The sequence below is a fragment of the Prosthecobacter sp. genome (assembly GCF_044373815.1).
In the GTDB taxonomy this organism is placed as follows: domain Bacteria; phylum Verrucomicrobiota; class Verrucomicrobiia; order Verrucomicrobiales; family Verrucomicrobiaceae; genus Prosthecobacter.
This window is the reverse complement of the sequence record NZ_JBIPNG010000004.1, coordinates 26,443-46,644: the sequence shown is the minus strand read 5'-3', so window position 1 is coordinate 46,644 and position 20,202 is coordinate 26,443. Positions and strand designations below refer to the sequence as shown.

Sequence of the window (20,202 nt, the reverse complement as noted above, 5' to 3'; positions counted from 1 at the left end):
CGGGGTGTTTGTGGAGAACCGCTTCGTCTATGGCCTGCGCACCGGCAAAATTCCTGCTGGCATGAAACTGCACGGCCCCGATTCTGACGATCCGAATTTCAAAGCCACCTACGGCTCCGAAGACACGGAAGGCGGCAAGGCGACCTTCCTTGATCTCGATGCGCCGCGTCGTGTGAATGAACGCGTCATGCCGCTGCTCACCACCAAGGCGGCCGAGTGGATCACGCAGCAGAAGAAGGGCACGCCGTTCTTTCTCTACTACACGCCGGTCGCGGTGCACAATCCTGTCACACCCGAGAAGGACATCGCCGGGCAGAGCAAGGCCGGACCTTACGGTGACTGGATTCTCGAGCTCGACCGCAGTGTGGGCGGTGTTTTGAAAGCGCTGGATGACAAAGGCATCGCGCAAGATACGCTCGTCATTTTCACCAGCGACAACGGCGGCGTGTACACTCCCACGCGTGACACCGTGCAGACGCAGGCTTTCAAAGCCGGGCTCAAAGTGAATGCCGGTCTCCGCGGCGGCAAACACGACGTCTGGGAAGGGGGCTTCAAAGTGCCCTTCATCACCCGCTGGCCCGCGAAGATCCCGGCGGGTACCGAGTGCAGCGACATGATCAGCCTCGCTGATATCCTGGCCACAACGGCGGCCATCGTCGGTGAAAAACTCCCCGCTGCCGCCACCGGTGCAGAAGACAGCTTCAACGCGCTGCCTGCCTTCATCGGCACCAAGGACGCCGCCTCCACACGCGATCACATGTTCATCCACAGCTCCGACGGCGTCTTCGCGATTCGCAAGGGGCCGTGGAAATGGATCGAAGGCATTCCGGTCAGCGACATCAAACTCGGAGCACGCAAAGCCCATGCGACACAGTTCAAACCGCAACTTTACAATGTGAAGGAAGACCCTGCCGAGACCAAGGATGTCAGTGCGCAGAATCCTGAGGTGGTGAAGGAACTGAGCGCCCTGGTGAATCGCTATCGCGATGGCGGCTACAGCCGTGAACTGCCGCCCATCGTTGAGAAAAAGTCGCAGGCTGGGCTCCCGACGTTGATGGGCAAGGATCTGGTCTGGCATGATTTCACCGTGCTTCCCACCAAACCCTGGACGCTCACCCGAGGAGCCTGGCAGGTGCATGATAATGCCCTCTGGAATCCCGCGCCGAAGACCGAGGAGCAAGGTGCCACATTAACCGGCCCGTTGCCGATCACGGACGGCACGCTGGAATACGACATGAAACTGCACACCGCAGGGCGTCATTCGCTGCGCATTCACACGGCTGGCAAACATTCCTTCCGCATCGTCGTCAGCAGCACGGTGCTCGAAATCACCAAGAATCCCGACCAAGGTCAGGACAAGAGCCAGACCGAGCCGCTGGCCCGGCAGAAGATCAAACTCAATGCCGAAGACTGGCAGACACTGCGCATCACCTTCAAAGGAGATCAGGTGACCGCTCAAATCGCAGGAGTGACGGCGACAGGCAAACATCCCGTGATCGCCGAGGCCAAAGAACAGCTCAACATGATCGTGTTCGATGGTGTCGCCGGGTTCAGGAATCTGCGGGTGGTGAAGTAATACCATCAGCAGTTGAAAAGGAGTTCATCGCGGCAACTGCCCGCATATCCTGCCTTTCCACGTTGCAAGGACGGCGCACCTTTTTGACCGCCCGCGAAGCTACAGACCCGAAGTTTCGGACCCGCACAGCGGTTCCCTACCCGCCCTGCGGCACGCGCTGCTCTGGATGGTAGGGACGCGCTGTGCGTGTCTGTGGAAGACTTCGTCTCATCGTGGGCTGCGGGTTCATCGCATGCCCCTTTTTCAAAAGCCCTCAGAGACAGACCTGTTTTCAGCGGATCGTGATAGAACGGAGCCACGTGCCAGCGCGACCGTCAGCGGCAGCCAGAACAGCAGTCCCTCAAAACGCGGCGCAGTTGCCAGCGAGGCCAGGGATTCGCCGTCAAACAGCAAGCCGCCGCAGCCAAACGCCAGCAGCGCGATCCACGTGGCATCGCCTTGAACAGCCAGTCGACACGCGCGCTTGATTCCATGGCCGAGCACCAGCAGCAGCAGTGCCGCACCTATGATCCCACCATGTACGAAGGTGGCCAGAAAGGCGCTGTGCAGATGCGACATCATAAAGATGTCGGCTTTGGCCTGCAGCTCGCATTGCCAGATCCCGCACACTCCCCACTGACCGGTGCCGAGCCAGAGGTTGTCCATCGCATGCCATCCTGCGCGATAGATATCGAGGCGGTTGTTGTCGCCACGTTCGACCGCCTTTTGAAAATGATGGGTGATGCCGGGCGCAGAGGTGGTGACAGCCGCCGGTTCAGAGCGCCATTGCGAAATGTGTGCAAACAGAGGGGCGCTGGTGAAATAGACCGCTCCTGTCAGGACGAACACAAAGAGCACCATCCTGCCACGCCGCCAGCCGCGTGCTGACAGCAGCACTGCATGGCCGCATGCCAGTGCCAGCATGGCACCACGACTGCCGGAAAGAAACGCCGCAAAATGCAGCAGCGCGATGGCGGCCCAGGCGATCCGGCGTGGCAAAGGCGTGGCTTCTTGCTCCATCAAAGCCGCGAGCCACAGCGCGGCGAAGCCGAAGATCAATCCCGTGCAGACCGGATTGAGCCCGCCGTGCACGAGCAGATTCATGAGCCGCTCTCCAGCCTCATGATGAGGAAGCACGAAATACAAAAGCAGGATGCTGATCAGCGCGGCGAGAGCACTCGTCATGCCCGTCACCCAGCCCAGAACGTGCAGGGATTCACGGCTTTGCGCCTGCTGCCAGACGAGCGCGCAGAACATCACCAGCAGGCTGACGCCGACGATGCCACGCATGATTTCATCCAGGGTACGATCTGGCACGAAGGGTATCTGGATGCAGGAGCGCACCGTCATCCACAGCAGGAAGGAGATGACTGCAAGCGCGCCGACATCCGTCTGCCAGCGCCTGAGGTGCGGCGTCCAGTCTGTCAATGCCAGCGCAGGCAATCCTGCGATCAACAACCACCCGAGATGCACCCAAATATTAGGCAGGCAGGAATGACCTGCGACAAAGCCGGTCACGGCGATTTGTCCCGCCCACATTCCGGCCATGGAGCGTCGCAACTCATGCGTTGCGCATTCGTTGATGAAGGCAGGTGTCAGGCTTTTCACGAGAACCAGAGTACGGCGGCCAGCATGATCAGCAACAGCGCACATATAAGAGCGGCCATCGCTGACCCCTGCCAGGCAAGCGGCTGCACCACGGCCTCCTCAGGATTGCGAGGATGGTAATACACCGGCACCTCCGCGCCCTGTGTGAGCCGGGTGATGAACTGCGTGGTCCGGCCGGCCGCGTTGCTCACGGCCTGATGGGTGAAGCGGCTGCCTTCAAAGGTATGTCCGCCCACGGTGTAGGAGTAGCGCAGCACCGGGTCGTACAGCAGGCAGCCGTCCGGGGTTTTCTGTTTTCCGCGCCGCATTTCCGCCATCACCACGCGGCCCTCGGTGCGCCGCCAGTTACGCATCGACCATGCAGTGCTGAAGCGACGGAGAAAATAGATGAAGGCAAACAGCGCGAAAACGGCACCGAGAAGTACGATGTGGGTCATGAGATGAAGTGGCTTGAAGCACCCCAAAATGTGAGCAGTTCACCGAACTGCACGAAACACTATCGCCACACTCAGGCCTGCTTCCGGCCAATGAAGATGCCGTAGTTCCAGACGCCACCGTAAGCGGCAAAACGCTCATCGAGCAGGGGTGCAAACTTCCCGCTCAGATACGGCCACAGGTGGCCTTCCATGCGCACATGGTTCACGCCCATCCAGTTCCGAAACCATGAGAAGTAAGAATCGGAGAAATCCACCACGGCGATGCAGCCACCTTCGGCAAGATCCTCCCACGCCGCATCGATCGCCTTTTCCCAGCCGGGATTGAACATGGACAAGGCGTACGAAAACACCACCAGATCAAAACGCTTCCCGTCTTCATGTATGGGTGCCGAGTAGGAGCGGCGCAGCAGCGTGGTCTTGTCATCACGCACTTTCTTTGCGGCAATGGCCAGCATCTGTTCGGAAAGATCCACGCCCGTGATGTGGGCCTGTGGAAAGCGCCGGCGCAGGCCTGGAAGATTGCGTCCGGTGCCGCAGCCGACTTCCAGAATGCGCTGCGGATTTGTCACACAGGCGGCACGCAGCAGGACTTCCTCGCGTCCAAACAGAAAGCTCCAGCGCGTGGCATCATAGATACGCGAATGGAACTGGTAGTAGCGTTCCAGCGCGGCACCGGTGCGGTGGGCGGATGAGGATGTGTCTGCAGTGGTGCTCATCACAGCACCTCCGCAAAGTGCAGGCTGCCATAGGTGCCCACGCGATCCAGCTGATGCAGGGCTTCGGTGCGTTCCGGGAAGAAGCGCACGCGTGAGCGAATCGAGTCAGGCACAAAGTCGAGGTTCACACCCGCCGAGCGCATCAAAATTTTAGCGCCGGGGGCGCTGTTGGCGAGGATCAGCTCCCATTCATCCCGCAGAGCTTCGGTGTCATGGGCCGCGAGCCAGTCCTGATGATCCAGCAGCACAAAGTGCGTGTACTGGCCGGGATACTCGCGCAGGAAGCCCGAGAGCGTGGTGGTGTAGCTCTTCAGGCGGTCCACGCGTGACTTCAACGCAGGCTGGTTTTCCTGCTTCAGATAATTCGGGCAGCAGCCCAGCGTGTAGGAGCCGGTCATGTACACGCGCCAGAAGTAGTTGTCGCTGATCGGCAACTCCGTGAAGACATGGCGCAGCTTGTCCTTCACATAATCGGTGAGCCCGCCGGGATAGGAGTCTTGGATCAGTTTGATCTGCGGACGCGGCACGCCCAGCAGCGTCATCAGCGTGGGCTGGCGCAGCAGCCAGTTGCTGAACGGACCCCAGATTTCGCGTTCGAAGAGTTCATACGCATCGCGCTGCTCCTCCAAGGAGCGGGCATCCAGCAGGCAGGTGGCGAAGTTCTTCACATTCGGGCGGAGCTTGAAGAGCGCATTGCCCATCACATACGCGGCGATGCCCGAGGTGCCGTGGTAATAGAACGACTTCTTCAGACTCGTGGGATTGAAGAAGCTGATGCGTTTGTCCCAGAACTTCCGTGCAGGTTCGGACAGCGTTTTGCGCACGCGGTCATAAACAAAAGCGTACTCGGCATGGGAGCCGAAACCGAACATCTCAAACAACTCTTCAAAGTTGCCCTGGCGGATGAGCGCCTGCTTGAGCTCCAGCAGTGCATTCTGCCGGTAGTTCATGTCCACCGCATGGATCTCCGCCGGATTGTCCAGCAGGTAGTCGAGTGCGTTGCAGCCGGCGCTGGTGATCATGACCACGCGGCTGTTTGCATCGAGCTGCATCAACTGACGGTCGAGTCGCGGATCCTCCCATGCGGTGTTGTAGATGAGGTTGGAATTGTGAACATGGCGGAAAACCAGGTCATGAGCCGATTTCAACATTTGAACCGGACGGCGGGGTGGGGACTCTTTGAGCATGTTCGCGATGGAGTAGGCATTTGTTCACGCGAAATGTGACAATGAGCCAGCAGGCGAGTGTGTTTGTTTCGTCACACAATCAGAGCGCAACGAATTCGTTTCCATCCATGCGCTGGGCATTTGGCCAATCGCGGTTTCATTGGTGGCGATGGAAAAAAAACACGGCCTGCTGCCACCGTATGCAGCGTCTTGGGATGAGCTTGCCACAGAAGCCTCGGCGTCGTGGCTGCCTGCGGGTTTTGATTTTCAGGCACGCCCCCTTCTGGCCTGCTGGTGGGCGGATGTGGTGTGCCTCTTTCGAAGCGCCAAAGCCATGCTGGCGGCCAACCGCTGGAAGCTGCTGGGCTTCGTGCTGCTGAGTGTTGCACTGATTGCATGGCTCATGCCGCAGGATCTCGCCTTGCTGGCGCAGGTGCGGCATGTGGGAGATTCGGTGGAATCCGAGCGCATCCGCAGCATCGCGCGTTGGCTGAGTTACTGGGGCGATCTGGCAGGGTTCAACATGTTCGTCTTCGCCACGCTCACCTGCTTTGCGTTTGTGCGGCGTTCGCCCTTCTTCCGGCGGCTGACTCTCGCTGCCGTGATGGGCACCGTGCTCACCGGCGGTCTGGTCAATGTGATTCGTGTTTCCACCGGACGCGCGCGACCGGGCAGCAACGTGGCGGCCGGATTTTATGGGCCCACCTTGAGCGCCCGCAAACAATCGTTTCCCAGCGCTCACACGGCGACTTCGTTTGGTGCCTGCGTGCCGCTGGCCGTCGCATTTCCACCGGCAGGTGTTCCGTTGCTTGTGGTGTCCGGCGGCGTCGCATGGTCACGCATGCAGAACAACTGCCATCATCCCAGCGATGTATTGACCTCCGTGCTGCTGGCATTCGCTTTCGGTGTTCCACTTGGCCTCACGGTGCGCCGCATGCGACGTGCAGCATCTAGCGTTTGATCAAGAGCTGCACCTCCGCCCAGCTGAAGCGTGCCACGTTGAAGCCTTCGATCCTCTGACTCTGCACCCCTGCCGATTCAATCTGCAAGCTCGCCGTGAAATCCTTGGCGGCTGTTCCTTTCGGTGCCGTTCCCAGCAGTCCTTTGAACCAGCGGTCCAGCGTCCACTCGCGTTTGAGTACCACCACAGCGACAGAGCCGGTTTGCTGAAGCAGCCGCTTCGCCTCATTCACATCATCCGTGAACTCCCACAGATGGTTCGTGTAAAACACCAGGCTGGGCTCGGTATAGCCGCAGCCATGCAGCGTCATGTCAGATGGCAGTGTGCCGAGTTGCTCGGCGACACGCACTGGCACGGAAGTCGCTCGCAACTGCTGACCGAGCAGCGCGAGACTCAGGCTGGTCAGCACCACCGTCAGGTAGACGAGCCCGATAGTGCGGCGCGTCATGCCTTGTTTCCACACCACGCAGACTGCGGCACCTCCCACGGCCAGAACACAGGTCAGAACCCACAGTGCGCTGGCCATAAGATCCCGGATGCTGCCTTGCTGGATCTGCATCGCAAACATCCAGCCGCCTGCTATTAGAATCCCGAGCCCCAGCGACAGCCATTTCGCCACTGCGGGGATTTCGTGCCTGCGGTTTTGCCATGCCAGCGCCAGCAGCACGATGAACGCCGGATAACCCGGCATCACGTAGTGCGGCAGTTGCGTGGCATAGAAAAAGAAGATGAGCTGAGGCGCGAGAAACCACGCGGCTAGAAACGACGTCTGCGCTGTCCAATTGGCGCGCAGGCTGCGCCACACCGGCAGTGCAAAACCTATCCAGGGAAAGAGACTGAGCCAGGTGGTGAGGAGGTAGAAGCCGGGGACAAATTTGCGGCCATTGAATACGTCCGTGCCGCGTTTCACCACATGCTCGCCCATGCCGGTCTTCCAGAAAGCACCGTTTGTTTCGATCAAAGCTGGAATGCCCCAGGCCGCCACCATTGCTACAGCGATGCACAGGCCGGGCACCGCCTGCAGCCTGCCCCACGGCAGCGCCTTCTTCCAAAACACCCAGCGCCACAGCACGAGAGCCAGCGCGGGTACAAACCACGCGATGGGCCCCTTGGCCAGAAACCCAGCGCCAAGAGACAGCCACAGGCACCAAAACCAGCCGTTCCACCGCCGTAGCGTCGGCTCTGTCAGCAGCTCCAGCAGAGCCCGGCATGCCAGCGCCACCAGCAGGATCATTGGCATGTCCGCCACGCATAAGCGGCCATGTACCAGCGATTGCAGGCTGGTGAGCCAGGCCGCGCCCGCCACCAAGCCTGCGCTGGCATTTTGCGTCAGTTTCCGCGCCATGCCCGCCACAACGAGAGCGGTCAAATAAACGGCGACGATGCTGTGCAGCCGCGCCGCCAGCTCGTTCACCCCTAGCAGCACGTAGTGCAGCCGCATCCACCAGTAGGTCAGGGGCGGTTTGTCGAAACGATACGCCCCATTGAAATAGGGGATCGTCCAGCTCTCCCGATCCATCATTTCCACCGTGGCGTGGGCAAAGCGCGGCTCGTCGCGGTCCATGAGTGGGATCGTGGCAGTTCCCGGAAGATACAGGAGAAGAGCGAGCACCAGCAGCACCCACCAGCCATGCTGGCGGCAGCGTTGATCATTCCAAAATGGCGTGGTGGACAAACCCATCACGCCATTTGGCATCAGCGCACACTTCGTCCGTCAGCAAGTTCCGACGTTTTCGTCACATGGGCACCCGCCGATTAATACAGCAGGAAGCCGATCTCGCTGTCCGTGAGCTGGGATGTGTCATCCACCGCCAGCAGAGCCTGCGTGTCAAAGGTCGCCTCCCACGGAGTCTCTGCCGCAGCGAGCAGTGGCAGATCAGGGGCGGCCATCACGGGAGTTTCCTGTTTGGCAAGCTGGGTCTCCGCCGCAGGCTGAGTCTGGAAAATCACGAGCGCCAAAGCGAGGGTGGCCACGGTGACCGTGGCGAAAGCCCACTTGGCCGCAGGGGCCGCAAACGAGACATCTTCCCACCAGGTGCGCAAAGCTGCGAGCCAGCCGCGATCCTGTGGGGTCTGGCGGGCGGCACGCACCACGTTTTGGGCGAAATTGGTGCGCACCTCGACCGCGCGGGCTTGGGCCAGCAGCTTGGCGATGGGGTCTTGAGGCGAGAGGGGTTCCATGATGGTAACGAAAACAACCGGGACGGTCCAAAGTTGCAAAAAAATCAGCCCGGCGGCCATTCCAGGCTGCGCCCTGCCAGCATATGCACGTGCAGGTGGGGTACGGACTCCCCCGCATCCTTGCCGTGATTGATCACCAGGCGGAAGCCCTTGCTGCGGTCTTTGATGCCCAGCTTGTCGGCGATTTTCCCCGCAGCGAGCAGCAGCGCGCCCAGCGTGGCCTGATCTTCCGCCACGGCTTCGCCGACGCGCGGAATCAGCTTCTTCGGCACGATCAAGACATGGATCGGAGCCTGCGGATTGACATCATTGAAGGCGGCCACCAAATCGTCCTCATAGACGAGCGGGGCAGGGATCTCACGGTCGATGATCTTTTGAAAAATGGTCTTCTCACTCATGGCGGATTAACGGAAAAGTTCCGGCTGCTTGCCATCGCGCGGACGGCGCTCGCCGAGGCTCTTGATCTCGTCGATGAACTCGCCCACGTCCTCAAACTGGCGGTACACCGAGGCATAGCGCACGTAGGCCACGTGATCGATCGCCTCCAGACGGCGCATCACCTTCGCGCCGATCACCGTGCTGGGGATTTCGCGGTAGCCTTCCTCTTCCAGCTCGTTGGCGATGTCATCCACCAGCTGCTCCAGCTGCTCCATCTTCACCGGGCGCTTTTCACAGGATTTGCGCACGCCGCCCAGCAGCTTGTCGCGGTTGAAGTTCTCGCGGGCGCCGTTGCGCTTCACCACGCGCAGTTCCTCGCGCTCCACGATTTCATAGGTCGTGAAGCGGAAATCGCACTTCATGCATTCCCTGCGGCGGCGGATGGCATGCCCTTCCCGCGCCTCGCGGGAGTCGATGACTTTATCCTGGGAGCTTCCACATTTGGGGCAACGCATTCAGTCGGGGGGTAGGGGGAGGGAATGTGCTTTCTCGGGGGCAGGATGGCAAGCACCATCGTAGTTCGGGCTTTGCGGGCGGATTTTCGCGTTTATCGTGGGTTTATGTCCCGCATCATCCTCGGCGTCACCGGTTCCATCGCAGCCTACAAGGCGGCGGACCTCGCCAGCCAGCTTAGCAAGGCCGGCCATGGGGTGACCTGCGTGCTGACGAAATCGGCGCTGGAATTTGTTACGCCCCTCACGCTGGGAACGCTGTCTAAAAACCCGGTCATCACCGACCTGTTTGCCGAAAAGGAAGGCTGGCAGCCCGGGCACATTCAGCTCGCCGACGAGGCCGATTTGCTCCTGATCGCCCCCGCCACAGCGAATATTCTGGCCTCCATGGCCAATGGCTTTGCCCACGATGCCCTCACCGCCATCGCTCTGGCCACCCGTGCCCCGATTTTGATCGCCCCCGCCATGAACGGCAAGATGTGGCAGCACCCTGCCACGCAAAAGAACGTCGAAACCCTGCGCGGATTCGGTGCGCAGTTCGTCGAACCCGCCTCCGGCATGCTCGCCTGCGGGTATGAAGGTGTCGGGCGGCTGGCGGAGGTGGAAACCATCCTCGCGGCCGTGGCAACGGTGCTCAGCGAGAAGAAGTGACTCTTTGAAGCCACTCGCGGGCCTTTTCACGCACAGGGCTGGGCCGCAGGGTCCACGCATCGTTGTGATTGCGGAAGCCGGTGCTCAGGAAGGTCAGATCGGCCTTGGGCAGCAGCGGACGCAGGTAGGCTTCGGTTTCTTGGGCATTCGATCCTTCGCCGCAGATGAACTGGGGGCGGTTGCCGAGACGTTTCAGGCGGGTCAGGGCCGATTCGTGATCTGAATGGGGATAGGGCCAGGTTTTGACGCCGTCGTAATGGCTGTAGGAAAGAAATCCGCACCAGAGGCTGGCTGTCTCATCATCGTAGAGGCCCAGATAGTTGCAGGCGATGGCTCCGCGCGAGAAGCCGCACAGCACGACTTTTGACTCATCGCCACCGAAGTCATGGCAGACGGACTTCACGGTTTCGCGCAGGTATTTCAGCGTCGGCTGCGGATCATACGTCGGCGCATCGCCCCACCACTTGATGGCTATGGCATCGCCTTTCGCATTCAGATACGGCGAGCACAGCCAGATGAAGCCGTGACCGGCGGAGAGGCCGTAGCCGAGATTGCTGCCTTCGGGCAGGCCGGTGCTGACATCCCCGAATTTGTTGGTGTAGCGGCCATTGCCGGCGAGTTCGACGATCACGGGCATCTTTGCGTCCGGTTTCCAATCGGTCGGCAGATAGAGCACATGCAGTCCCACTTTGACGCGCTTGCCAGCGGCAGGCGGGCCTGCGCTCAGAGCGGGTACTTCAAGATCTGGCGGAATGCTGCGGATGTCAGGCAGTTCCGCCGCGCACAAACCTGCAGCGAAGAGGCAGAAGAAGATGGCGGTTTTCATGGAGGTCTTGAGTTCAATGAGGCGCGGCTCAGCGCAGCGGCAGGCTCCACAGATGGCTGCCTGAGGTGATAAAGAGCGTCTTGCCGTCCTTGCCGCCGAAAGCGCAGTTGCAGCACTCATCAGGACCGACGGGGATGAAGTCGAGCAGTCGTCCTGAAGGAGAAAGAATGTAGCAGCCTGCCTTGAAGCTCGTGTTTTCGAACTCGGTGGGCTTGTTCGTACCTGCGGCAACGTAGATGCGGCCTGCGCTGTCCATCTTCATGCCATCCGGGCCGCGACCGTCTTTCCAGTCGAAGATGACTTTGCGTGAACCGGGTTTGACGTCGCCATTTTGGTCGAGCGAGTAGCGCAGTATCTTCCGCGAACCGCCGTGGGTGTTGTTATTGTTGTCGGCGATGTAGAGGTAGCGGTCGTCCGGTGAGATGAGGATGCCGTTGGGGCGTTCAGCTCCATCGCAATGGATGCGCGTGACGTTGGGGATGTCATGAGCAAAGGAACAAGCACCATCCGGTAATTTGGCCTGGCGGTTGATACGATAAACGCCTTCCAGCAATGGATGCTGATCAGGCAATTCGTGCAGATGAGACTTGGGAACCGTATAAAACTTTGTCCTGCTGAGATCAGTCGAGTCATGCCAAGAAGGCAGATCCGGTGCCTTGATATCGGTCTTGCCAGGAGTAACAGGGTTACGAACAAGATCAGTATCTCGAATCTCCATCCCCTCCCGCGATCCATACCTCGGGTCAGTAAAATAAATCCGTCCTTTCGAGTCCATGCAGAGGTCGTTGGGCGAATTGAAGCGCTTCCCCTCAAAACGGTCCGCCATTACCGTGATGCTCCCATCCTTCTCTGTACGCGTGACGCGGCGCATGCCGGACTCGCACGCGATGAGGCGACCCTCCTTGTCAAAGAGCAACCCATTGGAGGCGTTGTGGCGGAAGACCGTCGTCTTGCCATCCGGCCCCATGCGGTTGATGTGCTTGCCATCGGTGAAATAGAGCGAGCCATCATGCCACGCCGGGCCTTCCGTCGCGCCGATGGCACCATGGTCCTTGGGTGTGGCACCGGGAACGACGGGCGAGCACAGGGATGAGCAGGAGGCCAGGAGGAGCGCAAGTGCGAGGCTGGAGAGATGGCGGAAAGACATGCGGTGAATCAATACGGCATGGGATGGAAAAATTCAGCGACACATTGTTCCCGCAGCGTTCTCTTGAGGCACATGCGTTTGCCTCCCCTGCTCCCGATTTTTTTGCTGCTCACCGTCACGCTGCACGCCCAGACCAGCGTGCCGCTGCCGGCGCGGGAGCTGCGTGGATCGTGGCTGGCGACAGTCCACAACATCAACTGGCCCAGCGAGCCGGGGCTGCCGGTGGCCAAGCAAAAGGAGCAGTTGAAGACGCTCATCGAGTCGGCGGCGGACGTGGGCCTGAACGCCCTCATCTTCCAGGTGCGCCCGGCGGGCGATGCCATGTATCCCTCGCAGATTGAACCCTGGTCGCCTTTCCTCACGGGGCAGATGGGCGTGGCCCCCTCGCCTTTGTGGGACCCTCTGGAGTTTGCGGTGAAGGAAGCGCACAAGCACGGCATGGAGCTGCATGCGTGGTTCAATCCGTTTCGTGCCCTTGCGGGTGAAAAACGCACGCCCAGCGCGGGTCACATCGTTCGCAGGCATCCCGAGTGGACGATGAAATACGGCCCTGATACTTGGATGGACCCCGGCATTCCCGAGGTGCGCGCCCAAGCCATCGCGGTGATCATGGACGTCACACGGCGCTACGATTTGGATGGCATTCACATCGACGATTACTTTTATCCGTATCCGCTCACGGATGCGGCCAAGAAGAAGATCGAGTTCCCCGACAGCGAAACGTTTGCGCGCTACAAAGCGACCGGCGGCACGCTGGAGCTCACGGCCTGGCGGCGGCAGAATGTCGATGAGACCGTGCGCCTCATCTACGAGGGCATCAAGGCGGAGAAGCGATACGTGAAGTTTGGCATCAGCCCCTTCGGTTTGTGGCGGCCCAATTTTCCTGAAGGCACCGGTGGTGGGCTGGATCCCTTTGAAGATCTCGGCGCGGACTCACGCAAATGGCTGCAGCAGGGCTGGGTGGATTACCTCACGCCGCAGCTCTACTGGACCATCGACCGGCCCAAGCTCGGCTTCATCACCTACTACGACTGGTGGCTGGAGCAGAACACGCAGGGCCGCCACATCTGGCCCGGCATGAATTCTTCCAAGGTCGGCGATGACCGCAATGCGGGCGAGATTCTCCACCAGATGAGCGTGCTGCGTGAGCGCGGTCTGAAAATGACACCCGGCCACTTTCACTGGAACTTCGGCTCCCTGCACAAGGACCTCGGCAAGCTCGGCACTTACACGAAGGAGCGCGCTTACACCTCGCATGCCATTCCTCCTGCATCGCCATGGCTCAGTCAGTCGCAGTTGCCGGCACCTGTGGTCGGTAAAATCATCCCCGGTGGTAAACTCACCGTCGCCTGGCAGCACAGCGATATACGCTGGATGAGCGCCACGCGCTGGTGGGTGATGCAGGCGCAGATCAATGGCAAATGGATCACTTGGGAAACCTACTTCAAAGACCAGCTCAGCGCTCCATGGCCGGACAATGCCACCGCCGTGGCCATTCGTGCAGGCGGCCTTGGCTGGGAGATGGGTGAGGCGGGAGTCGTGGTGAAATGATGGAGCGAATCCAGCGCCTGTGCTTGAAGTAAACGAGCACGTGGCATGGGAAATACTGCTCCAAGTAAGATGTCTAAAAAAATGTCCAATATTGAACGATTACTTAATATGAAAGTGTCGAAGTTAGGATCGACACAGCGACCCTGAATGGACATCCAATCTGCAGACCCAGCCCAACTAGCTCTGAGAGCGGTCAATCAAATTTCAGCCATGGTGGCCTACTGGGATTCGGAGCAGAGGTGCCTGTTTTCCAATGAAGCCTATCGGGAGTGGTTTGGCAAAAGTCCGGCGGAAATGCTCGGCATGCGCATGCAGGATCTTCTGGGTCCACTGTATGAATTGAACCTTCCCTACATTCAGGGGGCGCTCTGCGGTGAGTCCCAGCAGTTTGAAAGGAACATACCCCTTCCTCAAGGCGGGGCCAAGGACAGCATCGCCACCTACACACCGGATATCGAGGATGGAGTGGTGCGCGGGTTCTGGTGTCATGTGGCGGATGTGACCCCCCTGCGCATGCGTGAAGCCCAGCTGCAACGCGCCATCTCAGAAAGAGACGAGGCGCTGGCAGAAGTGCGCACCTTGCGTGGACTGCTGCCGATCTGCGCCGCCTGCAAAAACATCCGTGATGGCAGTGGAGAGTGGCATGGCCTGGAGGCCTATGTCTCGGCCCACACGGAGGTCAGCTTCACGCATTCTCTCTGCCCCTCATGCCTGCCTATCTACTTTCCTGAAGGCTGAAGGGTCTGACCTCCTCTACGAATAAGGAGACTACAAAGCTGCTCCTTTTCTGGAGCCACATGTGGGTTGTCATCCCGGACACAGGCCGCATGTTATTGCCATGAGACCGAGGACATTCGAAATCCGGGGACTGCCCGCCATGCTGCTGCTGGGAGTGGTTGCGGTCGTGGGCGTTGGGCTCATCGCCTTGGTTCTCATGGTCGGTGCTGCGGTGGCCGTGGCCGGGTTGGCCATCTCCGCCGTTGCGGCCTTGTATTACACCATCCGGCGCAAGCTTTCGTCCGGGACCAAACGTGACATCTGGCTGGAGCCCGCTCCACCTGCCACGACGGCCTCGCTCGAGGTGCGGGACATTGAAGTGGAAGTACTGCCGGAGAAGGAACGGTGAAGCCGACCGGCTCAAGCCGTGAAGCTCACGCGCAATACTCGTGGAACAGGCCGCCCATCATGCAGCCCAGCTGATTTCCAGGCGCGAAGTTGCCACGGGTGTACAGCACAATCGCATACGGCGTGTTGCGATGATAAAAGAACAGCGACTCGTGATCCCATTCGCCGTAGTTGCCCGTCTTGCCGCCGATGTAAGTGATGCTCGCGGGCATCACCCAGCGGCCGAGGCCGTACTGATCGCGGCGCATCGCCTCCAGCAGCAGCTCGCAGCCATACTCAAAGCGGTAGTTCACGCAGCGCTCGTAAAACTCCGCGTAAAAGCGCGGTGACTGCCAGTTGTTGAGGATCTCCACATTTGGCAGATTGTATTTCTGCTCAAAGTACTGCTCATCGGCCTTCGTGAGGCGGGCCATCAGGTAGTACCAAGAAGCGTTGATGCTCTGATCACAGGCATACACGATGTTCTGAAACTCCTCGCGCGTGAGATTGCCACGGCGCTTCTCCAGCAGCACCGCCGCTACTGCAGGCTTCGGCATTGATCCCCCAACGAAGAGCTTGTCCGCCTGAAACTCCGCAAGATACCGGCCCGTGGCGAGATTTTTGACCGCATAGCCAATGCGCGGATCACGCTTGTGCGTGCGGTACACGTATTCCATGCCCGCCGTGAAAGGCCTGCCATGCGCACTGTGAGAGCGAAAGCGCAGCCGGGCACCCGAGGCGAGAAACCGGTTGTGATACTCCCACTGCGCACGCGTTTTGCGTGCCGAGACACCCAGCACCGAGGTGGCGGGAGCCGCACAGCCGGCGAATGCCGCAGGCAATGCCAGCAGGCCACGCTGCAGCCAAGTGCGGCGTGTCTCTGGAAGCGCTGAAGGAACATCCTCGGACATTGCGGGAAACTGCCTTCTTCGAAGCAGACCGCCACAGGGAATGTGTGAGAAGATTGTTAAAGCGGTGCTCAAAGATGAGAGCCGACCGCTCATATTCCTCCCCGGTTGAGGAGGAGTAAGAGGAGGAGAAAGACAGGCATGCCATGTGGACTCCACGCAGTGAAGACAAAAAAGGGGACGCCTTGCGGCGTCCCCTTCGTGGTTGATTGGATGTTGAGTCTCAGATCGCGGATTACTGGCCGCCTGGACGCCACTCTTCGGTGGCGAACTTGAAGGCCTGCTCCAGACCGACGAGGTCGGTGCTTGGGCGCAGAGCTTCGAAGGCCTGGCTTTCCTTCTGGATGTCGGCTTCGCTGTAGTTCATGGCCTTGATGGAAAGGCCGATGCGGCGCTCCACCTTGTCCACTTTGATGACGCGTGCTTCCACTTCGTCGCCCACATTGAGCTTGTCCTTGACCTTCTCGATGCGGTCTTCGCTGATCTGCGAGATGTGCACGAGGCCGTCGATGTCGTCTTCCAGTTCGACGAAGGCACCGAAGGAGGCGATCTTCGCCACGCGGCCCTTCACGACGTCGCCCACCTTGAAGCGGGTGTCGATGATGGACCATGGGTCGGTGTCGAGCTGCTTCATGCCCAGGCTGATGCGCTGGTTGGCCTTGTCGATGCCGAGAACCACGGCGTCCACTTCCTGACCCTTCTTGAGGAGCTCGGAAGGATGGTTGATCTTGCGGGTCCAGCTGAGGTCGGACACGTGGATCATACCGTCGATGCCTTCTTCCAGCTCCACAAACGCACCGTAAGCGGTGAGGTTGCGGACGGCACGCTTCATCTGAGTGCCGATTGGGTAACGAGCGTCAATGTCGTCCCAAGGATTGGTGTCGAGCTGACGCACGCCGAGGCTGATCTTGCGCTCTTCCTTGTTGATGCCAAGGACGGAAGCTTCGATTTCCTGACCGACGGTGAGAACGTCCGAAGGACGCGCGATGCGCTTCGTCCAGGAGAGTTCGGAGACGTGAACAAGGCCTTCGACGCCTTCTTCCACTTCCACAAACGCGCCGTAGGCGACGAGCTTCGTGACCTTGCCGCGCACGCGCTGGCCGACGGGGTAACGGGCTTCGATGTTTTCCCAAGGATTGTTCTGAAGCTGCTTGAGGCCGAGGGAGACACGCTCCTTCTCGCGATTGACTTCGAGAATCTGGACTTCGATCTTCTGACCGATTCCAAGCATTTCGGAAGGATGGTTGAGGCGGCCCCAGGACATGTCCGTGATGTGGAGCAGTCCGTCCATGCCGTTGAGGTCCACGAACGCACCGAAGTCGGTGATGTTCTTGACGATCCCGATGACTTTGTCGCCAGGGGTGACGCCGTCGAGGAACTTCTGGCGCTGTTCGGCGCGCTCCGCTTCGATGACTTCGCGGCGGGAAAGGACGATGTTTTTGCGTTCGTCGTTGATCTTGACGATCTTGAACTCGAACACCTTGCCGACGTACTCGTTGAGATCCTTCGGCGGGATGATGTCGATCTGGCTGCCGGGGAGGAAGGCTTCGACGCCGACGTTGACCATGAGACCGCCTTTGACGACGCTCTTGATCTTGCCTTTGACGAGACCACCGTCCTTGAAGACGTTGTAGATCTTTTCCCAGTTCTGACGGTGGGCGGCTTTCTCCTTGGAGAGAACGACCATGCCTTCGTCGTTTTCGAGGCGTTCGAGGAGGACTTCGACCTCATCGCCTACTTGGATGTCTTCATCTTCGAACTCGTTGGAGGGGATGGCTCCTTCGGACTTGTAGCCGATATCGACGAGGATGACCTGCGGTTTGATTTCGAGGATCTTGCCTTTGACGATGGATCCTTCGGAAAGCTCGCGGAAAGAACCTGCGATCAGGTCTGCGAGAGTAGCTGTTGCGCTCATTATCTGTTTTTACGGGTTGCGAGTGTTTAGGAGGGAACCGCTCGCAAACCTCCACTCCTGAGGCGCACGGCGGGCTTTCGTCCCGCAAAGCCAAAAGGCCTCCGGACAAGAGGGCCGGGATTCTCGGGGAGGTTCCGCGTTTGGCAAGGGGGAAAGTGGGCGAAAAAGCTGCCGGGCAATCCTGTCCGATGGCATTCGCCCCGCCCCCAAATGACTCAAACACCCATCGTCGCCGCCAGCCGCACCTCAAACACCGTCTCATCCTCTCGCGAACTGACGAGCTGCAATTCCGCTCCATTCGCACGGGCGAGCTCCGTGGCGATGTTGAGGCCGAGGCCGAAGCCGTCGGTCTGCCGCGTGTGGGCCTTGTCCCCGCGGAAGAAGCGCTCGAAAAGGCGCTGCTGATTTTCCGCCGGAATGGCGGGGCCGGTGTTGGCGACGCTGAAAACGATCTGCGTGTCCTGCTTTGAAAGCTGCAGGGAGACGCAGCCCTGCGGGCGGTTGTATTTGATGGCGTTGCTCAGCAGGTTTTGAAACACCTGCTGCAGCAGGGCGCGGTCCGCATGCGCGGTGATGCCGGGCTCGATATGATGTTCCAGAGTGAGCCCTGCTTGTTCGCAGAGGATTTCCCCGTCTTCGATGAGGCGTTCGAGATCAAGGCTGAGGTCGTAGCTCTCCGGATGCGTGGGCAGCCGCCCCGCATCAGCCTGGGAAAGCAGCAGCAGGCTTTGCGTGATCTGTTTGAGGCGCGAGGCTTCGGAAAAGAGTGAGGCAAATCTCTCGTGCTCCTCGCTGCCGGGAGCGGTGTGGCGCACCGCGTCATCCAGATCTGCCAGCATGATGGCCAGGGGGGTCTTCAGTTCGTGGGAGGCATCAGCCGTGAAGCGTACGGCTTGCTGAAAGCTTCCTTCCAGGCGCTGCATCATGCCATTGAGCACGTCGATGAGCTGGGCGAACTCGCGGTTGTCATCGCGCTGCACAGGAATGCGCTCGGCCAGATCACTCGCCGTCAGGCGCTGGGCCGTGCTCACCACACGCTCCAGCGGCCGCATCGCCTGCCCGGAAGTCCACAGCGCACCGAAGCCGGCCAGCACCAGGCCCAGCGCTCCCGCACCCATGTACCACCAGGCCATGCGGTTGATCTCCGCATAAAAATCCGTGAGCGAGAGGCCGATGAAGATGGTGTACGTGGGGCTGCTGAAGGCACCGAAACGCCAGTCGATGCCGCCGGAGCGTGCGGTGAAGGTGGTCGGCTCGCGCACCATGGGCATCTGCGGCCGGAAGGGCAGGTCGCGCCCCTGCGGTGGTGGTGGCCTGCCGAATCCCGGCGTGCCGAGCAGATCGTCAAAGCCGCTATCTCTGTGCGGTGGCGGTGGTTCGCGCCGCCTTCCGCCGGGCGGGCCGGGGCCCCCGCCATGTGGCGTGACTGGCGGCGCTCGCCCGATTTCTTCCTGCGTCGGGAAGCAGCTGCGGAAGTACGCATTCAGATCTTTGGGGGCGTTGGGCGTGGCGAACAGGGTCTTCCCCTGCGCATGCTCCTGCACCACGAGCACCGCATGGGTGGCATTATGCTCCGCTGAAGTGCCAAAGACGAGGTCGGCGATCAGTTTGAACTGATCATCCGTCGTGTAGGGGTCGATGCGGTTCCACACACGCTGGGCTGGAGCGATGATGCGGTCATCGACGCTGCGTTCCAGTGTCTGGCTGGCATACCACCAGGCGGCGGCACCAAAGCCCGCCACCAGCGTCCCTGCGACGATCATCGTCTGCAGGGCCAGGCGGATGCGGAAGCTGCGGGTGTTGGCCGGGGCGCTCATTCAAGGAGGTGAACACGCAGACTCTCATGCGGGGAGTGAGGATGCGCACGAAGATAAACGCCTATTAATGTCCGCCCGCAGTCCTGTGTCATGCACCGTTGCTCCAATGCATGGGTAACCACCCCACACCGCCATGCACCTTGGAGAAGACCACGCCAGCAGCCACACCACGGATTCATCCGCCCTCAATGCAGCCTCAATGCTCTACAGCCGCCACTGGCCCGTGCTCTGCGCCTTTGCGCGGGCACGCGGTTGCGAAGTTCATGATGCCGAAGACGCCGTGCAGGAGCTGTTTGCCAAACTCGTGGCGCAGGGCCAGCACGAGCGTGCCGCAGCCATCGTGGATCATGGCGAGCAGGCGGCCTTCCTCTTTGCCCGTCTGCGCACGCACTTGATCAAGCGCTGGCAGCACCGTACACGGCAGCGCCGTGGAGGTGGCGTGGTTTGCTTTTCCTTGAGTGATGAAAATGGCGGCAACATCGACTTGGTGGATTCACGTCCCTCTCCCGATGGAGAAATGGACCGTGAGTGGGCCAGGGGCGTGATCGAGCGCGCACTGCATTCATTCAGCCTTGAACTTCACGCCCAGGGTCGTGGCGCAGTCTGGGACTGCCTTGAGGAAAACATCGTCAAAGGCTGTCGTGCCGCACGTCCGCAGAGTGGTGCGCTGCGAACGGCGCTTCACCGTGCCAAACGCCGTCTGCGTACGCTGATCCTGGCCGAATGCCGCGAGGACGAAAGCATGCTGCATGCAGTGCTGGCATGAACC

The 20,202-nt window shown here is 60.2% G+C and carries 20 protein-coding genes; 7 read left to right on the top strand and 13 right to left on the bottom strand.

From position 1 onward, the window contains the following. Nucleotides 1–1,576: sulfatase-like hydrolase/transferase (locus ACIREA_RS00790; RefSeq protein ID WP_397379576.1), on the top strand; the 1,576-nt coding region annotated here is incomplete at its 5' end. Nucleotides 1,577–1,819: 243 nt separating this feature from the next. Here ACIREA_RS00790 and ACIREA_RS00785 read toward each other — a convergent pair. From ACIREA_RS00785 to ACIREA_RS00770, 4 genes are all read right to left on the bottom strand, one after another. After that, on the bottom strand, nt 1,820–3,163 hold the full coding sequence (locus ACIREA_RS00785; protein WP_397379574.1) for an O-antigen ligase family protein: 1,344 nt from the start codon (nt 3,161–3,163) through the stop codon (nt 1,820–1,822). Beyond that, nucleotides 3,160–3,600 carry a DUF3592 domain-containing protein gene (locus ACIREA_RS00780; RefSeq protein ID WP_397379572.1) on the bottom strand — a complete coding sequence of 147 codons (441 nt, stop codon included), beginning with the start codon at nt 3,598–3,600 and terminating at the stop codon, nt 3,160–3,162. Before ACIREA_RS00780 ends, ACIREA_RS00785 begins: the two co-directional genes overlap by 4 nt. Nucleotides 3,601–3,671: 71 nt before the next feature. Beyond that, nucleotides 3,672–4,316: a class I SAM-dependent methyltransferase gene (locus ACIREA_RS00775; RefSeq protein ID WP_397379570.1), complete on the bottom strand. Its 645-nt coding sequence runs from the start codon at nt 4,314–4,316 to the stop codon at nt 3,672–3,674. Next, entirely contained in the window at nt 4,316–5,503 is a 1,188-nt protein-coding gene (locus ACIREA_RS00770; protein ID WP_397379568.1) for a DUF3419 family protein, read from the bottom strand. Before ACIREA_RS00770 ends, ACIREA_RS00775 begins: the two co-directional genes overlap by 1 nt. Nucleotides 5,504–5,651: 148 nt before the next feature. Between ACIREA_RS00770 and ACIREA_RS00765 the strand changes: the two genes are divergently transcribed. Beyond that, nucleotides 5,652–6,443 carry a phosphatase PAP2 family protein gene (locus ACIREA_RS00765; protein WP_397379566.1) on the top strand — a complete coding sequence of 264 codons (792 nt, stop codon included), beginning with the start codon at nt 5,652–5,654 and terminating at the stop codon, nt 6,441–6,443. On the opposite strand, the gene ACIREA_RS00760 is transcribed toward ACIREA_RS00765, so the two are convergent. From ACIREA_RS00760 to nrdR, 4 genes are all read right to left on the bottom strand, one after another. Beyond that, a complete protein-coding gene (locus tag ACIREA_RS00760; protein ID WP_397379564.1) occupies nt 6,433–8,124 on the bottom strand; it encodes an ArnT family glycosyltransferase in 1,692 nt (563 codons plus the stop codon). The two genes, ACIREA_RS00765 and ACIREA_RS00760, sit on opposite strands and share 11 nt — an antisense overlap. 74 nt (nt 8,125–8,198) lie before the next feature. Next, entirely contained in the window at nt 8,199–8,624 is a 426-nt protein-coding gene (locus ACIREA_RS00755; protein WP_397379562.1) for a hypothetical protein, read from the bottom strand. A gap of 44 nt (nt 8,625–8,668) precedes the next feature. Further along, a complete protein-coding gene (locus ACIREA_RS00750; protein WP_397379560.1) occupies nt 8,669–9,022 on the bottom strand; it encodes a histidine triad nucleotide-binding protein in 354 nt (117 codons plus the stop codon). Nucleotides 9,023–9,028: 6 nt separating this feature from the next. Continuing rightward, nucleotides 9,029–9,517 (bottom strand): transcriptional regulator NrdR, encoded by a 489-nt coding sequence (nrdR, locus tag ACIREA_RS00745; protein WP_397379558.1) that lies wholly within the window; start codon nt 9,515–9,517, stop codon nt 9,029–9,031. 105 nt (nt 9,518–9,622) lie between these two features. On the opposite strand from nrdR, the gene ACIREA_RS00740 reads away from it, so the two are divergent. After that, a complete protein-coding gene (locus ACIREA_RS00740) occupies nt 9,623–10,165 on the top strand; it encodes a flavoprotein (RefSeq protein ID WP_397379556.1) in 543 nt (180 codons plus the stop codon). Here the strand turns inward: ACIREA_RS00740 and ACIREA_RS00735 are convergent. Both ACIREA_RS00735 and ACIREA_RS00730 read right to left on the bottom strand, forming a co-directional pair. After that, nucleotides 10,149–10,991 (bottom strand): hypothetical protein, encoded by an 843-nt coding sequence (locus ACIREA_RS00735; RefSeq protein ID WP_397379554.1) that lies wholly within the window; start codon nt 10,989–10,991, stop codon nt 10,149–10,151. The two genes, ACIREA_RS00740 and ACIREA_RS00735, sit on opposite strands and share 17 nt — an antisense overlap. A gap of 28 nt (nt 10,992–11,019) precedes the next feature. Then, nucleotides 11,020–12,138, bottom strand: coding sequence for an SMP-30/gluconolactonase/LRE family protein (locus tag ACIREA_RS00730; protein WP_397379553.1), 1,119 nt, complete (start codon nt 12,136–12,138; stop codon nt 11,020–11,022). Between the two features lie 72 nt (nt 12,139–12,210). Between ACIREA_RS00730 and ACIREA_RS00725 the strand changes: the two genes are divergently transcribed. The 3 genes from ACIREA_RS00725 to ACIREA_RS00715 all read left to right on the top strand — a co-directional run bounded on the left by ACIREA_RS00725 (nt 12,211) and on the right by ACIREA_RS00715 (nt 14,815). After that, a complete protein-coding gene (locus ACIREA_RS00725; protein WP_397379551.1) occupies nt 12,211–13,689 on the top strand; it encodes a glycoside hydrolase family 10 protein in 1,479 nt (492 codons plus the stop codon). 147 nt (nt 13,690–13,836) lie between these two features. Next, nucleotides 13,837–14,427, top strand: coding sequence for a PAS domain-containing protein (locus ACIREA_RS00720; protein WP_397379549.1), 591 nt, complete (start codon nt 13,837–13,839; stop codon nt 14,425–14,427). A gap of 100 nt (nt 14,428–14,527) precedes the next feature. Further along, nucleotides 14,528–14,815, top strand: coding sequence for a hypothetical protein (locus ACIREA_RS00715; RefSeq protein WP_397379547.1), 288 nt, complete (start codon nt 14,528–14,530; stop codon nt 14,813–14,815). Nucleotides 14,816–14,840: 25 nt separating this feature from the next. Here the strand turns inward: ACIREA_RS00715 and ACIREA_RS00710 are convergent, their stop codons facing one another. The 3 genes from ACIREA_RS00710 to ACIREA_RS00700 all read right to left on the bottom strand — a co-directional run bounded on the left by ACIREA_RS00710 (nt 14,841) and on the right by ACIREA_RS00700 (nt 19,433). Further along, on the bottom strand, nt 14,841–15,704 hold the full coding sequence (locus ACIREA_RS00710; RefSeq protein WP_397379544.1) for a hypothetical protein: 864 nt from the start codon (nt 15,702–15,704) through the stop codon (nt 14,841–14,843). A 232-nt stretch (nt 15,705–15,936) separates the two neighbouring features. Continuing rightward, on the bottom strand, nt 15,937–17,616 hold the full coding sequence (rpsA, locus tag ACIREA_RS00705) for a 30S ribosomal protein S1 (RefSeq protein ID WP_397379542.1): 1,680 nt from the start codon (nt 17,614–17,616) through the stop codon (nt 15,937–15,939). Between the two features lie 215 nt (nt 17,617–17,831). After that, nucleotides 17,832–19,433, bottom strand: a complete 1,602-nt coding sequence (locus ACIREA_RS00700) for a sensor histidine kinase (protein ID WP_397379539.1) — start codon at nt 19,431–19,433, stop codon at nt 17,832–17,834. Nucleotides 19,434–19,566: 133 nt separating this feature from the next. Between ACIREA_RS00700 and ACIREA_RS00695 the strand changes: the two genes are divergently transcribed. Then, nucleotides 19,567–20,199, top strand: coding sequence for an RNA polymerase sigma factor (locus tag ACIREA_RS00695; RefSeq protein ID WP_397379536.1), 633 nt, complete (start codon nt 19,567–19,569; stop codon nt 20,197–20,199). The last annotated feature ends 3 nt before the right edge of the window (nt 20,200–20,202 follow it).

Bases quoted from the DNA above. Each gene is read 5' to 3' on its own strand.
- ACIREA_RS00780 (WP_397379572.1), bottom strand. From the start codon at position 3,600: ATGACCCACATCGTACTTCTCGGTGCCGTTTTCGCGCTGTTTGCCTTC.
- ACIREA_RS00775 (WP_397379570.1), bottom strand. From the start codon at position 4,316: ATGAGCACCACTGCAGACACATCCTCATCCGCCCACCGCACCGGTGCC.
- ACIREA_RS00770 (WP_397379568.1), bottom strand. From the start codon at position 5,503: ATGCTCAAAGAGTCCCCACCCCGCCGTCCGGTTCAAATGTTGAAATCG.
- ACIREA_RS00765 (WP_397379566.1), top strand. From the start codon at position 5,652: ATGGAAAAAAAACACGGCCTGCTGCCACCGTATGCAGCGTCTTGGGAT.
- ACIREA_RS00760 (WP_397379564.1), bottom strand. From the start codon at position 8,124: ATGGGTTTGTCCACCACGCCATTTTGGAATGATCAACGCTGCCGCCAG.
- ACIREA_RS00755 (WP_397379562.1), bottom strand. From the start codon at position 8,624: ATGGAACCCCTCTCGCCTCAAGACCCCATCGCCAAGCTGCTGGCCCAA.
- ACIREA_RS00750 (WP_397379560.1), bottom strand. From the start codon at position 9,022: ATGAGTGAGAAGACCATTTTTCAAAAGATCATCGACCGTGAGATCCCT.
- nrdR (WP_397379558.1), bottom strand. From the start codon at position 9,517: ATGCGTTGCCCCAAATGTGGAAGCTCCCAGGATAAAGTCATCGACTCC.
- ACIREA_RS00740 (WP_397379556.1), top strand. From the start codon at position 9,623: ATGTCCCGCATCATCCTCGGCGTCACCGGTTCCATCGCAGCCTACAAG.
- ACIREA_RS00735 (WP_397379554.1), bottom strand. From the start codon at position 10,991: ATGAAAACCGCCATCTTCTTCTGCCTCTTCGCTGCAGGTTTGTGCGCG.
- ACIREA_RS00730 (WP_397379553.1), bottom strand. From the start codon at position 12,138: ATGTCTTTCCGCCATCTCTCCAGCCTCGCACTTGCGCTCCTCCTGGCC.
- ACIREA_RS00725 (WP_397379551.1), top strand. From the start codon at position 12,211: ATGCGTTTGCCTCCCCTGCTCCCGATTTTTTTGCTGCTCACCGTCACG.
- ACIREA_RS00720 (WP_397379549.1), top strand. From the start codon at position 13,837: ATGGACATCCAATCTGCAGACCCAGCCCAACTAGCTCTGAGAGCGGTC.
- ACIREA_RS00715 (WP_397379547.1), top strand. From the start codon at position 14,528: ATGAGACCGAGGACATTCGAAATCCGGGGACTGCCCGCCATGCTGCTG.
- ACIREA_RS00710 (WP_397379544.1), bottom strand. From the start codon at position 15,704: ATGTCCGAGGATGTTCCTTCAGCGCTTCCAGAGACACGCCGCACTTGG.
- rpsA (WP_397379542.1), bottom strand. From the start codon at position 17,616: ATGAGCGCAACAGCTACTCTCGCAGACCTGATCGCAGGTTCTTTCCGC.
- ACIREA_RS00700 (WP_397379539.1), bottom strand. From the start codon at position 19,433: ATGAGCGCCCCGGCCAACACCCGCAGCTTCCGCATCCGCCTGGCCCTG.
- ACIREA_RS00695 (WP_397379536.1), top strand. From the start codon at position 19,567: ATGCACCTTGGAGAAGACCACGCCAGCAGCCACACCACGGATTCATCC.